The 13,771-nt window shown below is 39.2% G+C and carries 15 protein-coding genes; 7 read left to right on the forward strand and 8 right to left on the reverse strand.

The genetic code is table 11. From position 1 onward, the window contains the following. Window positions 1–308: 308 nt before the first annotated feature. The 3 genes from AC1M87_RS11570 to AC1M87_RS11580 are packed head-to-tail and all read right to left on the reverse strand — an operon-like array spanning window position 309 to window position 3,116. On the reverse strand, window positions 309–1,376 hold the full coding sequence (locus tag AC1M87_RS11570) for a DUF6670 family protein (protein WP_481586810.1): 1,068 nt from the start codon (window positions 1,374–1,376) through the stop codon (window positions 309–311). A gap of 18 nt (window positions 1,377–1,394) precedes the next feature. Beyond that, on the reverse strand, window positions 1,395–2,219 hold the full coding sequence (gene pssA, locus AC1M87_RS11575; protein ID WP_481593783.1) for a CDP-diacylglycerol--serine O-phosphatidyltransferase: 825 nt from the start codon (window positions 2,217–2,219) through the stop codon (window positions 1,395–1,397). Between the two features lie 39 nt (window positions 2,220–2,258). Then, a complete protein-coding gene (locus AC1M87_RS11580) occupies window positions 2,259–3,116 on the reverse strand; it encodes a 23S rRNA (adenine(2030)-N(6))-methyltransferase RlmJ (RefSeq protein ID WP_035269897.1) in 858 nt (285 codons plus the stop codon). A 116-nt stretch (window positions 3,117–3,232) separates the two neighbouring features. Here AC1M87_RS11580 and AC1M87_RS11585 point away from each other — a divergent pair, with 116 nt between their 5' ends. Both AC1M87_RS11585 and AC1M87_RS11590 read left to right on the forward strand, forming a co-directional pair. After that, window positions 3,233–3,835 (forward strand): 2OG-Fe(II) oxygenase, encoded by a 603-nt coding sequence (locus AC1M87_RS11585; RefSeq protein ID WP_092768036.1) that lies wholly within the window; start codon window positions 3,233–3,235, stop codon window positions 3,833–3,835. 58 nt (window positions 3,836–3,893) lie between these two features. Beyond that, on the forward strand, window positions 3,894–4,421 hold the full coding sequence (locus AC1M87_RS11590; protein ID WP_035269895.1) for a hypothetical protein: 528 nt from the start codon (window positions 3,894–3,896) through the stop codon (window positions 4,419–4,421). 25 nt (window positions 4,422–4,446) lie between these two features. Here AC1M87_RS11590 and AC1M87_RS11595 read toward each other — a convergent pair whose 3' ends face one another. From AC1M87_RS11595 to AC1M87_RS11615, 5 genes are all read right to left on the reverse strand, one after another. Further along, window positions 4,447–4,698 (reverse strand): DUF2789 family protein, encoded by a 252-nt coding sequence (locus AC1M87_RS11595; RefSeq protein ID WP_035269894.1) that lies wholly within the window; start codon window positions 4,696–4,698, stop codon window positions 4,447–4,449. Window positions 4,699–4,817: 119 nt separating this feature from the next. Next, window positions 4,818–5,057 carry a DUF2789 family protein gene (locus AC1M87_RS11600; protein WP_179999322.1) on the reverse strand — a complete coding sequence of 80 codons (240 nt, stop codon included), beginning with the start codon at window positions 5,055–5,057 and terminating at the stop codon, window positions 4,818–4,820. A gap of 148 nt (window positions 5,058–5,205) precedes the next feature. Further along, window positions 5,206–6,192, reverse strand: a complete 987-nt coding sequence (locus AC1M87_RS11605; protein WP_035269892.1) for a malate dehydrogenase — start codon at window positions 6,190–6,192, stop codon at window positions 5,206–5,208. 173 nt (window positions 6,193–6,365) lie between these two features. Further along, window positions 6,366–7,028, reverse strand: coding sequence for a ribonuclease T2 family protein (locus tag AC1M87_RS11610; RefSeq protein ID WP_481593784.1), 663 nt, complete (start codon window positions 7,026–7,028; stop codon window positions 6,366–6,368). 26 nt (window positions 7,029–7,054) lie between these two features. Next, window positions 7,055–8,968: a lytic transglycosylase domain-containing protein gene (locus tag AC1M87_RS11615; protein WP_481593822.1), complete on the reverse strand. Its 1,914-nt coding sequence runs from the start codon at window positions 8,966–8,968 to the stop codon at window positions 7,055–7,057. 360 nt (window positions 8,969–9,328) lie between these two features. Here AC1M87_RS11615 and miaB point away from each other — a divergent pair, with 360 nt between their 5' ends. The 5 genes from miaB (at window position 9,329) to AC1M87_RS11640 (ending at window position 13,736) form a co-directional block, all read left to right on the forward strand. Further along, window positions 9,329–10,786 (forward strand): tRNA (N6-isopentenyl adenosine(37)-C2)-methylthiotransferase MiaB, encoded by a 1,458-nt coding sequence (gene miaB / locus AC1M87_RS11620; protein WP_179999317.1) that lies wholly within the window; start codon window positions 9,329–9,331, stop codon window positions 10,784–10,786. 38 nt (window positions 10,787–10,824) lie between these two features. Next, window positions 10,825–11,910, forward strand: coding sequence for a PhoH family protein (locus tag AC1M87_RS11625; protein WP_092768044.1), 1,086 nt, complete (start codon window positions 10,825–10,827; stop codon window positions 11,908–11,910). Window positions 11,911–11,940: 30 nt separating this feature from the next. Beyond that, window positions 11,941–12,429: an rRNA maturation RNase YbeY gene (gene ybeY, locus AC1M87_RS11630; protein ID WP_179999313.1), complete on the forward strand. Its 489-nt coding sequence runs from the start codon at window positions 11,941–11,943 to the stop codon at window positions 12,427–12,429. Window positions 12,430–12,503: 74 nt separating this feature from the next. Beyond that, window positions 12,504–12,797, forward strand: a complete 294-nt coding sequence (locus AC1M87_RS11635; protein ID WP_481593785.1) for an antibiotic biosynthesis monooxygenase family protein — start codon at window positions 12,504–12,506, stop codon at window positions 12,795–12,797. 258 nt (window positions 12,798–13,055) lie between these two features. Next, window positions 13,056–13,736, forward strand: coding sequence for a hypothetical protein (locus AC1M87_RS11640; protein WP_179999309.1), 681 nt, complete (start codon window positions 13,056–13,058; stop codon window positions 13,734–13,736). Window positions 13,737–13,771 lie beyond the last annotated feature (35 nt).

Raw genomic sequence — 13,771 nt, forward strand, 5'->3', positions numbered from 1 at the left:
TTCTTCATAATCTCTTAATGATCTTCTTAATGCTTCGTCAGCATCAAGCTAGGTCGGCTATATTACCCTTTCTTTTCAGAAAGTCAACTAGCAATGTTAATTTATTTTCTAACTCATTCTCAAAACTTAGACCTAACCTGTTTAGCTAAATCCTTGTTTTTCAACAAGCTTCAATCAACATCACCGCCGATGGATGTGCATTCTACAGCATTCCTCCCCCAATGCAACCATGTTTTTTAAATATTTAAAAAAAATATGATTAACTGGATATTTATCGTTCAATTTACGTGATTTTTATGCTTTTGGAGCTATTTTTTAAGCGTGCATGGCACAATACTTGCAAAATTATCCATTAATTTTTCATCTTTATTAATTTCTTGCCACTTTAAACTACGGCAATCTATATATTCACAATACCCAGATTGTCCTTCTTCTTGAATTCCATCAATCTGCACCTCATAACTAAAACTACCTACATAACCTGCGGCAAGACCGAATTTAAAATCTCCACGACTTTCACCTTTCACGATTATTTTTCTTTTTTTATTTTCAAATGACCATTCAAATACGCGCGCTAAATACATCTCATGTCCATTAGGGGTTTTTACTTTTGGGTATACACGATGGACTTTGAAATAAACATCATCAAACATTTCAGATGTCTGAGCTTTTAAATCTCTTAAATACATCCTTGATTGCACAATTTGATTTAAACCATTGCGTATATGAGCAAGAAGTAACTGCCTTTGGTCGATTAAGTTAATTATCTGATAGGTAAAAAAATGAAGCGGTAGATAAGGAATATTGATCGCTCTGGCAAATTCAAATGATCCTAACTGGTCAATTTTATATGTTTGTTCTTTATAGGTTACTGTTCCTTTGCATTGACACACTAATGACCAGTGATCAAATAAACCTAATTTTAGTTTGGTAAAGTGCGAAATAATTGGTTGAGTTTGAATACTCAGATCAACGGAAAGTTCATTGTCCTTTCTTATTAATTTGAAGTTTGGGATTGAGCCTTCTAGTTGCTCTCTTTGTCCAAATACAAATTTATTCTCTTTAATCTCGCAATCATTGATGATTGAATAACCATGAAAATGTCCAACCATATGTGGACTAATGCTCGTAATGAGTGAAACAGTATCCAAGGCTTTTGTTTTAATTGCATAATCATTACGCAGCATTGGAACATTCGGCTGTCCGATAATGGTTAAAAAATTAAAATAATGAAGTGGAGATGGTAATCCTGGAATCATCAATCCTTGATGGATAATTTTATAGATTCCTCGTGGACCGTGATAATCCAACCGAAGAGGAAAAGGAGCCTGATTCAGCTGTTTTGAATCGTCCGCTAAACTCATCAACAACTGCATATCAAACTCCTTTTTTATTTATCTTGTTTTTTCTCGAGCCAAAAATGTAGTGACGAAACCTGAAAGTGCATAAATAATCGAAAGCACTAAAATACCAACAGGAATATTGTACGTAATCGCAGCAAAGATAAACACAACAATAGGCAAGACTGCAAACGGCACACGTTTACGATCTACGGTTTTAAACGAATAGTATTTAATATTCGAAATCATCAGCAAGCCAACTGCAATAATAATGACTGCATTTATCGTCTGAATCATTGGATCAGATAGGAAAAAAATTTCAGGGAAATCACGCCCCACCCAAACCAAAGAAATGATCATTACTGCGGCTAGAGGACTAGCTACACCAATAAAATAGCGTTTATCAACCACACCTATTTGCACATTAAAACGTGCCAATCGGAATGCAGCACAAGCAGTATAGACAAAACATGCAGCCAAACCGATTCGACCTAGATCATGGAGGCTCCAGCTATACATCAAAATTGCAGGCGCAACACCAAATGCCAACATATCTGATAATGAATCAAACTGCTCACCAAAAGGGCTTTGCGCTCCAATTGCTCGTGCGACCCGACCATCTAAACCATCAAATAAAGCAGCGATAAAAATGGCATAAATGGCTTGTGTGAATTCGCCATTCATACTTGCAATAATTGAGTAAAACCCTGACAACAATGCCGCAGTAGTAATCAGATTTGGCCACAGATAAATCCCACGACGCTTAACCTTTTGCCCTTCTTGTGTATGTTCCTCTTCTTCAACTTCGAAAGTAATACCATCAAAGCCCGGAACATTTCTTGGAGAAGATTCAGTTTCAGGTTTATTTATATTTGTCATTGTCATTCGTCCTAACTGTAGCCTTATCTCTCAATATTCTTATTCGCCGACCAACCAACGAACGGCAGCATGACCACCATTTTCACTCATTCTTAAGTGCGGGAAAAGCCATTGCAATGCTTCATCTGCATCTTCAGAAAACTTCCAAGGTGGATTAATCACCAATAAACCACAACCGTTTAATCCTACAGGTGTATCGTCTGGCCATACACATACTTCACAAACCAATTGACGGCGAATACCAGTCTTAATCATTTTTTTCTCAAAACGATCAATCATTGCGCGGTCTTTAATTGGGTACCAAATTGCAAATATGCCTGTAGGCCATTTCTTATATGCCGTAGCGATGAGTTCAACTAACTGCGGAAAATCCTTTCGCTCCACCTCATATGGTGGATCAATCATGACCAATCCACGTTTTTCTTTAGGAGGAATCACACCGAGCAAACCTTCATAAGCATCACGCTCATGCAAACCTGCACGACGATCACGCACATTCATGTAAAGTTGCTGAAATACATCTCGTTGCATCTCAAAAATTGTTGCTTTATCTGTTTCGCGCATTCCTTCCAAAGCGAACCATGGCGAACCCGGATAAGCGCCTTTTCCGGCACCTGCACGCATATCTTCTACAACTTTAAGATATTGCTTAACACCTTCAGGGGCATTACGCTTAATTGAGTCATCGAGTTTAACTAAACGGTGAATACCATTTAAAAACTCTCCCGACTTCTGTGCTGCAGACGTTGATAAATCGTATTTACCTGCACCACCATGTGTATCAATGTAACGATACGGCTTATCTTTTTGATTAAGACGTGACAAAATCTGAAGCAACAATACATGCTTCATGACATCGGCAAAGTTTCCAGCATGGAAATGGTGACGGTAATTCATGTTTCAATTATTCCTAAGATCAACAATCATTTTAACATGAAAAAGTGTTTCATTCAGAATCGATTATTACTCTAAAATAGCTGACCTTTTTTTATACAGTAAATAGCGAGATAAATATGGAAGCAGTTGTCATCCCAGGGGATTGGAATGTTGATCAAATCCTTGATGATTTAGATCAACATGGCTTCAGTATCATCGATCATGCATACCCACCAAGCTATTTAAAAAACGTTGTAAATGAATGCCAAATCCATCTTGATGATTTTCGAAATGCAGCAATTCAAAATGGCATTGTCAGCACAATCCGCAGCGATCACATTTTGTGGTTAGATCCAAAACTATCAATTTCCCATCAACACATAAAAACCTTAGATTTACTCTCTCAGGAATTAAATCGTGCATTTTATTTAGGCATTCAAGAAGTCGAAGCCCACTTCGCTTGTTATAATCCTGGTGATTTCTATGCTTTACATCGAGACAACCCTCAAGGCAAAAATGGTCGTGTGATGTCGACAGTTTTTTATCTGCATGAGGAATGGCATCAGCATTGGGGTGGTCAACTAAAGCTACAAGATAAGAATAATCAGTGGCATATTATTGAACCCAAACCTAATCGCATCGCTCTATTTCAAAGCGATTTATTACATGAAGTTCTTGTTGCACACCACCAACGTCTTTCGATTACAGCTTGGTTAAGGACCGCACGAACTTTAATTTAGCGCTTTATTTTTTCGAAGTTGCCTCCATATAGGTTTTAAACCTGATGAGGACTCATCCATGCAATCAAATACCAAGCTAATTATTCAACGCATTGGTGAAACAGACCAACTTTACTTACAAAAAAATACGCCTGAGCTTGCCTTTGAACGTGCCGAATTGCGTTTAGAGCTGGTCAGTATGAGTAAGCTTCGTCAGGAACAAATTCATTTTCTTCAAGAAGCGATTGTTCTTCTTGAACAAGGTCGAGTAGATTTCGAAGAAATGCCAATGCGTTTGTATATTAATCTTACCCTGATGTTAGCTAGAGCCTACATGATGTATTTTGAGATTACTCAAGATGAAAAATTTGCGATCATCACTCAGCAAATTTTAAAATCATTAACATCGACCAATCATAGTGATGTTTATTTTAATCTGGCTTATGCTTGCGCTTCTCGTAAAGAGTCAGCACTTACACGCCATTGGCTAAATAAATATTTTAAAACTATTGATCATGATTTAGAGGTGATAAGAACTCACCCTGCTTTCAAACAATTTCATGACCAAGAGTGGTTTATCCAGTTAACCAAACCTAAGATGCATTAAAAAAAGCCCCATGAAAGGGGCTTTTTTAGGCCATTTTTAATTTATATGCATCCATATGTAACTGTTGATTAAGTTCATCTATCCATATTGCCCAATCATCATCTTGTACTAAATGACTAATTAAGAAGTCGCGCTGACCTTTATTCCAAAATGGTGCATCATGTAAATTTTGTTGAGCGGAAAGCTGATGTGTACGGATATAGAGTTCAATTGCCGCTGGACTATTTGCCAACCCCAATTGAGAAAACAATAACGCTAAGGAAGGTTTATGTTCCATCAAGAGACTCCCCTTATCAGATTTTAATAAAATTATTATTTAAATAACTTATAAGAAATCCATGAAAAAACCCAGCTTTTGGTCTGGGTTTATTGTTTCAATTTGTGATTATATTTTCATCACTTTGTATCGTTTGTGAGCTGCTCACTCAATTGGTCAATGACAATGGCCCATTCATTATCTTTTTTCCAATGACTAATAATAAAATCGCGTTGCGATGGGTTCCAAAAATCAGCTTCATGCATCGGCGTATTGGGATCAAGCCGATGTGTTTGTATAAATTGATCAATCCCTTCAGGTGAGCTATCTAAGCCCAATTGCTCAAAAAGTAATTCTTGATTTACTTCCATATCCAACATGGATTGCTCCTTGAATTTTCATGATTTTGTTCAAGATAACATGTCAATACACAGTTCTATGTAGAAGGATTTCTTAAGCATTGTTAAGTTTTGTGCATTAAAAAAGCACTCCATTCGGAGTGCTTTTTTAATTTAGTTGAAAACTAAATTATTTAACCATGTCAGCAATCGCTGCACGTTCTTCTTCTAACTCATTAAGCGTGAAGTTGATACGCTCACGGCTGAATTCGTCAATTTCAAGACCTTGAACGATTTTGTACTCGCCATTTTCACAAGTTACAGGGAAACCGAACATTACGCCTTCAGGGATACCGTAAGAACCATCAGAAGGAATACCCATAGTTACCCATTCGCCGTTTGTGCCAAGAGCCCAATCGCGCATATGGTCGATTGCAGCGTTTGCAGCAGAAGCAGCAGAAGAAAGACCACGCGCTTCGATGATCGCAGCACCACGCTTACCAACAGTTGGAAGGAATACGTCTTTATTCCATGCAGCATCGTTGATTTTGTCTTTTAAGCTTTCGCCGTTTACGTTAGCAAAACGGTAGTCAGCATACATTGTTGGAGAGTGGTTACCCCAAACTGTCATGTTTTTGATGTCAGAAACTGCAACACCTGCTTTTTGAGCAAGTTGAGTTAACGCACGGTTGTGGTCAAGACGTAACATTGCTGTGAAGTTTTTCGCTGGAAGATCTGGAGCAGATTTCATTGCGATATAAGCATTCGTGTTAGCAGGGTTACCTACAACAAGAACTTTAACGTCACGGCTAGCAACTTCGTTAAGCGCTTGACCTTGACCGATGAAGATTTCACCGTTGACTTTAAGAAGGTCAGCACGTTCCATACCAGGACCACGTGGACGTGAACCAACAAGAAGCGCGTAGTCAGCATCTTTGAATGCAACTTTAGGATCATCAGTACCGATCATGCCAGCCAACAATGGGAAAGCACAGTCGTCAAGTTCCATCATCACGCCTTTAAGCGCTTGTTGAGCTTTCTCAACAGGAATTTCTAATAATTGAAGAATAACTGGTTGGTCTTTACCCAACATTTCACCGCTAGCGATACGGAATAAAAGGCTGTAACCAATTTGACCAGCAGCGCCAGTAACGGCAACGCGAACAGGTTGCTTCATGTAATTATCTCCAGTTGAGAGGATAGTCAATGCGATTAAATAGCTGTTCTATCTAATCTTAATAATCATAAACGGCGAAGATTGTACTCCAATACTTTGACAGATGCATTGAAAAGAGAATGAATTTCAACAAAAGTCTGATAGGAAATATAAATTAACTTCGCGGAAATAAATTAGTAGGCGCCCTCTATGTCAAATGTATTTGGGCAGGTCGAGACAATATCAGACGCACATGACTTGAATTGACCATTCGTGCGATAACAGATTTCAACCCCCGTTAACACCGGGCGACCATTTAAACTTTGGCATTGAAATTCAATACCTTGGCTGGGTAATTTTGGGTTAAGTTTGATGAATTGCGATCGTAATGTCGCGATAGAGACTGTTTTACGATCCACTCCTGTTAAGTAATCAGGAACTTTTAATTGGTCTGCATGATTAATAATGGTACGAAAATACTGACTGGCATTCATTGGAACGCAACCACCATAGTTGGCCCACAGCCTAATTCTAGCCTGCTCATCAGGCATCACCCTAGCAACAACCTTCTTCTGTAGCGGTGCCAAGGTGGCAGATGAACTCGTTTGGCAATCATGACGACTGGTTTCTGGGATAAGACCCTTTATCGTCAGTGAATATCCTTCTAGGCATTTACGGTGTTTCGCTTTTGTTCGATCTAATGCACAAATGGCAGGTGTCATCTGTACTTGAAGCACATATCCTTGTAAACCTTTCCCTGATGCCATCACATCTGCTGAACACAACAAAGCCCCTACGCTCAAACTACTGAGGAGGTAAGTGTGTTGACGACTAAACAGCAGTTTTGTGTGATTCATCAAAGCTCACAAAAATAGTTGAAATGCTATTGCGTATTTCTTACTGGAATAGGCGGCATACGACTTTCGATCGCTTGCGGCCCCTGTCCAAGCAAAACACCATAATGAGCAGCATTGGTCATAACTTTCTTCACATAGTCACGTGTTTCATGAAGTGGTATTGACTCTGTGTATTGATCCGCCGCAATGCTTTTAAACTCTGGTTGCCAACGACGTGCTCTAGTCAGCCCTGCATTATAGCCAGCCGTAGCTAGAACTGGACTGTTACTCAGCATACCTTGAATCATTGACAGGTAATATGTCCCATAACGAATATTGGTATTCGGATCTGATAATGCAGCAGGATTATACGTTTCACCCATTTTTCGTGCCACATCTTTTGCTGTAGCAGGCATAATTTGCATCAATCCACCAGCACCTACATGTGAACGGGCCGTGGTTACAAAGCGACTTTCTTGACGCATTAAACCATAAGCCCACGAAGGATCAATCCCTGCATTTTTACTATGCGTCACCACTAGATTTTGATGTGGTGTCGCATAACGATATGCATAGTTATGACGTTTAAGTGTTCGTTCCGCCGCATAAATAGCACGGTCATACCACCCCATTTCTGTGGCACGTTTTGCCGCAGCCAGTAATAGACCATCATCTTGCTTAAGATAAGCTTGGCGGACAGCCCAATTCCATTCACGATTTGTGTAAGTTGCTGAAGCATTGATATTGCGTAATGCAAAAGCACGTCTAAAGTGAATATCTTGATCTAAACGTTGAATATCCTGTGCGCTTGGTTGAGCACGATCATGTGCTTCATTATAACGAATACCTAAATGGTCTTTTGCCAACAGATTGTGATAATCATCGCCAGCGGCAGCTAATCGTTGATAAATACTTTTTGCAGCTTGCTTGGAAGTTTGGTCTTTACGATTTTCATATGCTCTCGCCATCCAATATTGCCAGCGATCTTCTTGTTTTTGCGTAACGGTCATACTATCTATGGCTCGCAACACACTTTCCCACTCACCAAAACGAATCGCTTGACGCGCGTAAATTTCAGCCTCTTCTGGTGTAAAAGGCACGCCATAACTATAATCAAAGTTCTTCAGCACTTCAGGATTAAAATTATTTTTCATCACTGTCGTGCCTCCAATATACGCCACCGTGCGGTACATATACTTTTGAACATCTGCAGGAACACCTTGCACGACACGAGGAAGATTTTGAAGCGCCGTGTTCAAGTCAGCATCTGCAGCACGACCTAAAGCAAACACCAAATAAGCATAATCTACTGTTGTTCCTTTGGTCGCAGACCATAAATAATTCAAAGGATCTGCCAGAATTTGATTTAATTGTGCTAATGACAAGTTTAAACCCAGAGTTTGTGCTGTTGCGATCGCTTGACCAGACTGTCCCGCTCTAAGTTGCGCATACAGGCGCTGTTGACGATCTGTGGTGGTGAGTAAGGGACTACTTAGCATTAAGCGACCTAAACCATTACACGATTCTGGCTGCGATTCTGTTGTAAACCAGACATCTTTGTATTCAGCGTATACCAATGTATCGCCATTTTTTGCTCTTACTTGCGCAACCGCACAGCTTTCAGCTTGATCAGGATTGGTGACATAAGGTAAAACAAGTTGAGCTGTCTTGAAATCTGCTTGTTTTACCTTTTCTTCGACATAATCAGCAGCTAATTTTTCAGCCATTGCAGATTGAGGATAGCGCTGTGCAAAGCTGATAATATTCGTTGCGGGTTGGAAGCCTAAATTATTATTCAACATCCAATATTCTGGATAATATCCAAGCGCATCATTTTGCATTGCAGAACGATAATATTCGAGCTGAGCTGTATTACCCGAGTTCGCAAATTTAATCGCCTCATTAAATTGCTCTTCAGCCGCATGAGCAACGGGCAAACAACCTAGTGTTATCAGCCCCATTAAATATTGTTTTAACTGTTTTTGCATCACTGCTTTTTTTAACACGCTTCTCTTCTCAACTTTAACTCGTCGCTACATTTGGACATGCTTTTTTGCATGATCAACTCTTTTGCAGCGCTTGGCAATTTTAAAATGTATTTTAAATACTCTAATGATCAAGTACTGTTCTGTTATGTAAAGCGCTGATTAACCACTATTATTTTAAAGTATTTTTACTGTAAATCCATAAACTTGATCTGATTTATATATTTGTTCAACCCGTAGTACAAATACTGTAAAATAGCTCGCTTTTATCGAGTGTGGGATTCCCCCATACTTCACCGGAACATATTTATCCCTTTTTATAGGATAGGAGCCTTCATGACGGTTCAAACCTTCATTCCGAATAGTGCCCCAGCTGCCTCAGAAAACACTGTTACCCAGCCACAGCACACCCCAGCCATCGATGGTGCAGTCAAAAAACTGTATATCGAAACGCAAGGGTGTCAGATGAATGAGTATGACAGTCATCGTATGGCCGACTTGCTAGGTGATTCACACGGTTATGTATTAACGACAGACCCTGCTGATGCAGATATTCTTTTAATGAATACCTGTTCAATTCGTGAAAAAGCGCAAGAAAAAGTATTTTCAGAATTAGGTCGCTGGCGCAAGCTGAAAGAAAAAAATCCTGATTTGGTGATTGGTGTAGGTGGATGTGTTGCATCTCAAGAAGGTGACAATATCCAAAAACGTGCACCTTATGTCGACATGGTATTTGGTCCACAAACACTTCACCGTTTGCCACAAATGCTTGATCAACATACGGATCAAATTGAAAAGCCGAAAAAAGAGAAAATCAAACTGGTAGACATCTCATTTCCAGATATCGAAAAGTTCGACTTCTTACCTGAACCTCGCGTTGAAGGTTATAAGGCGTTCGTATCGATTATGGAAGGCTGTTCAAAATACTGTTCATTCTGCGTGGTGCCATACACTCGTGGTGAGGAAGTATCTCGTCCCCTAGATGATGTACTTGCTGAAATTGCTGGTCTTGCTGAAAAAGGTGTACGTGAGGTTTCTTTACTCGGTCAAAACGTAAATGGTTACCGCGGAGAAACATTCGAAGGTGAAATCTGTACATTTGCTGATCTTCTTCGTCTAGTGGCGGAAATTCCAGGCATTGGTCGTATTCGTTATACAACATCTCATCCATTAGAATTCAATGATGACCTTATCCAATGCTATCGTGACCTACCACAGATGGTTTCTCACCTTCATTTACCAGTTCAAAGTGGTTCAAATGATGTATTGAAGGCGATGAAGCGTAACCACACGATTGACGTTTATATCGATAAGATTGCTAAATTACGCCAGGTACGCCCTGATATGCATTTGTCTTCAGACTTTATTATTGGCTTCCCTGGTGAAACTGATGCTAACTTTGAAGAGACATATCAATTTATTCAAGACTTAGATTTTGATCATTCTTATAGTTTCATCTACTCGAAACGTCCTGGTACACCAGCATCAGAGCTGGAAGATTTAACACCTGAAGATGTTAAAAAAGAGCGCTTGGCTAAAGTTCAACAATGGATTAAGCAGTCAAGTATCCAAAAAACTGATGCTATGCTTGGTACTGTCCAACGTGTGCTCATTGAGAGCGTTTCAAAGCACGATCCAAACTTATTGGTAGGAACCGCAGACAATACACGTTTAGTAACATTTATTGGTGATGCCTCTTGGCTTGGACGCTTTGCAGAGATTGAGATTACAGAGATTAAAACCTTGAATTTAGTTTACGGTGAACTCTTGAATCTTGAACCTGACGTGGCGTAATGTAGAGGTATAGATTAATAGACTCTAAAGGAAATCTCTTGACTGCAGCGATTCGACGTACAGTGGCTTTTCCCGGTGTTTCAATGGACCGTTTACAAACCATGCTTGGCGCGTACAACGGTCATATGAAACAAATTGAACAACGTTTAGATGTAAAAATCAGTCAGCGTGGTGATAGTTTTTTTATTGACGGTGGAATTGATGAAGTCGAGAGAGTTGAAAGCTTACTTCAGCGCTTATACGCCGAAGCTGAAGTTTCTCAACAAATCAGCTCTGATTTGATTCATTTAATGATTCAAGGCAGCCAGACTGATCATGAATTACAATTGGATCCTAATCAAGAACACACAGGACTTGACGAGGTCTGGCTCCAAACTCGCAAGGGCCGTATTAATCCGCGGGGGGCCAACCAAAAACGCTATGTACAACGTATTCTTCAAAGTGATATTTCTTTCGGGATTGGTCCAGCGGGTACAGGTAAGACGTATTTGGCTGTAGCTGCTGCCGTTGATATGCTTGAACGCAATGAAATTCAACGTATTCTTTTAGTTCGCCCTGCTGTGGAAGCTGGTGAAAAACTTGGCTTCTTGCCAGGTGACTTATCACAGAAAATTGATCCTTATTTACGCCCACTCTATGATGCCCTGTATGAAATGCTTGGCTTTGAAAAAGTGGCAAAATTAATTGAGCGTCAAATTATTGAAGTAGCGCCACTTGCATATATGCGTGGTCGTACACTCAATCACTCCTTTGTCATTTTAGATGAAGCTCAAAATACAACGCCAGAACAGATGAAAATGTTCTTAACTCGTCTTGGTTTTGGTTCGCGTGCAGTCATTACAGGTGACATTACCCAAGTAGATTTACCACGTGGACAACAGTCTGGTTTGGCACATTCATTACGTGTGCTTGAAAAGATTAAAGAAATCCATATCACACGTTTTCACTCACGTGATGTTGTAAGACATCAGCTTGTACAAAAAATTGTAGAAGCATACGAAGGTTGGGACAGTGAACAACATCGTTTAACCGCTGAAGCACGTGCGGAACGTAAAGCGCGTCAAGAAGCACTCATATCAGAAAATGATTCTGCTGCTGATGCTCAGCATCAAGATGCAGAGTAATTTAAATCTAATCACGCTCAAGGCAAGATTTTGAAACTCAGTCTCTCATTACAACAATCGTTTGAAGCATCAAGCTTGGTGCTCAAACGTGCGTATGTTAAAAAAATTATTGAAACCACACTTCGTCATATTGATACACAAAGCGATTGTGAAATTGGTATAGCTTGCGTAGATGTCGAAGAAAGTCACAAACTTAACCTTGAATATCGTGGTAAAGATAAGCCAACCAATGTTTTATCTTTTCCAAGCGACTTACCAGATGAAATGGCTGAAATTCTAGACAGTTTCCCTATCGGAGATCTGGTGATTTGTATTCCCGTTGTGCTTCGTGAAGCAGAAGAACAATCTAAAGCACCATTAACACATTTCACTCATATGTTGGTTCACGGTACTTTACATCTGATGGGCTATGATCATGAAACTTCTGAACAAGATGCTGAGGAAATGGAAGCTATTGAGATTGAGATTTTACAAAAACTAGGTTTTGAAAATCCTTACCTGCTTTTGGATGACGAATAACATTCCTCAATGACTTCGGTCTATGCTTCCCGTTATTCGGGAAGCAAATTAAAATAATAAATGAGTATTCAAAAATGAACTTCGTTGTCATCTTCAAAGCTAAAATAAAAAATATTGATGATGAATATGTAATATTGGCTAGCCAAATGCGGCATAAAGCGATGCATGATTATCATTGTACAAAGTTTGAAAGCTATCAAGAGAAAGATAATGATGTCAGTCTTTCTTATTGGAGTCGGTTAGAAGATATTCAAGCTTGGCGTCAGGACACTGAGCATCTTTATGCGCAACAAAAAGGTCGCCTATCATGGTATGACACGTATTCGATTGAGGTCTGTCAGATTCAGCGCGCTTATCAATCTGAATAAATCGAGTTGATCTTTATATTGATGACATATTTTAGACAAATGAGTTAAATATTGAGCAAGTTCTTCAGATAAAATAAGATAAAGTCATGCGAAACCAATAGATTAAACTTAAATAACGCCTGACCATCAAAACCATAATAAACGTCTTTGTAAACATTACATCGCAATTGGATAAGCTGTTATCCTTCGGCAGTAATCACCTACAAGATATATACTAGCTGACATCTCACAAGATTTAGAGGTAATGGAACTTCACTTATGCCAACGATTATTTCAAATATCGCGAACAAATTTCGTAAAGTCTATCAAAAGGCTGAAGGGTTTATTGAAGAAGAACGTGAATTTCCTGTCTCTCAAGTTTTTTTAAATGCGACTTTCAAGCGCTTTGTGACCGACAATGTCAGCATCCTTGAAGACTTACATGCAGATTTACATGATGATTGGCTTCGACTCTATGCCACTTTGAATGTGAAAGGGCTTTATACCATTCTCTCTGTAGATTTAAAGCTGATTCAAATGGAATTGAATAAAGATGTACAACTGATTGTATTTGAACAAATTAGTGAAACCGAAGTCATTGAAGCAAAATTTCAAACCTTTTGGATGAAAATTGCATTCCGCTCTGCCCTATTTTTCTATCAAAAAATTCTTCGTAAAGATCCACTTGGCATGATTTTAGAGCGGTTTAATGTCATTAAAGTCAAAGACGATCTCTTACATCTCGATTTAAATCAGTGGCTCGGAAAAAATCGCTCGATCATTGAAACATTGGGCAAAGTACACGTCAACCATGCAGAACTTCGTGAAACAGAATTGGTGGTGATTGGTAATGTAAATTTGATGGCTTTATTCAGCAAAATGAATACTGATCGATTCAAATCGAAATCTGATGAAGTGGAAAGTGATCACATTACACCAATTAAACAAAAGGACGACTAGAGCGCAGCGTTTTGATGTCGTCATAAAGCTTAAGC

This window comes from Acinetobacter sp. 24-47-62 (assembly GCF_056779765.1).

Bases quoted from the DNA above. Each gene is read 5' to 3' on its own strand.
- AC1M87_RS11570 (WP_481586810.1), bottom strand. From the start codon at position 1,376: ATGCAGTTGTTGATGAGTTTAGCGGACGATTCAAAACAGCTGAATCAG.
- pssA (WP_481593783.1), bottom strand. From the start codon at position 2,219: ATGACAAATATAAATAAACCTGAAACTGAATCTTCTCCAAGAAATGTT.
- AC1M87_RS11580 (WP_035269897.1), bottom strand. From the start codon at position 3,116: ATGAATTACCGTCACCATTTCCATGCTGGAAACTTTGCCGATGTCATG.
- AC1M87_RS11585 (WP_092768036.1), top strand. From the start codon at position 3,233: ATGGAAGCAGTTGTCATCCCAGGGGATTGGAATGTTGATCAAATCCTT.
- AC1M87_RS11590 (WP_035269895.1), top strand. From the start codon at position 3,894: ATGCAATCAAATACCAAGCTAATTATTCAACGCATTGGTGAAACAGAC.
- AC1M87_RS11595 (WP_035269894.1), bottom strand. From the start codon at position 4,698: ATGGAACATAAACCTTCCTTAGCGTTATTGTTTTCTCAATTGGGGTTG.
- AC1M87_RS11600 (WP_179999322.1), bottom strand. From the start codon at position 5,057: ATGTTGGATATGGAAGTAAATCAAGAATTACTTTTTGAGCAATTGGGC.
- AC1M87_RS11605 (WP_035269892.1), bottom strand. From the start codon at position 6,192: ATGAAGCAACCTGTTCGCGTTGCCGTTACTGGCGCTGCTGGTCAAATT.
- AC1M87_RS11610 (WP_481593784.1), bottom strand. From the start codon at position 7,028: ATGAATCACACAAAACTGCTGTTTAGTCGTCAACACACTTACCTCCTC.
- AC1M87_RS11615 (WP_481593822.1), bottom strand. From the start codon at position 8,968: ATGGGGCTGATAACACTAGGTTGTTTGCCCGTTGCTCATGCGGCTGAA.
- miaB (WP_179999317.1), top strand. From the start codon at position 9,329: ATGACGGTTCAAACCTTCATTCCGAATAGTGCCCCAGCTGCCTCAGAA.
- AC1M87_RS11635 (WP_481593785.1), top strand. From the start codon at position 12,504: ATGAACTTCGTTGTCATCTTCAAAGCTAAAATAAAAAATATTGATGAT.
- AC1M87_RS11640 (WP_179999309.1), top strand. From the start codon at position 13,056: ATGCCAACGATTATTTCAAATATCGCGAACAAATTTCGTAAAGTCTAT.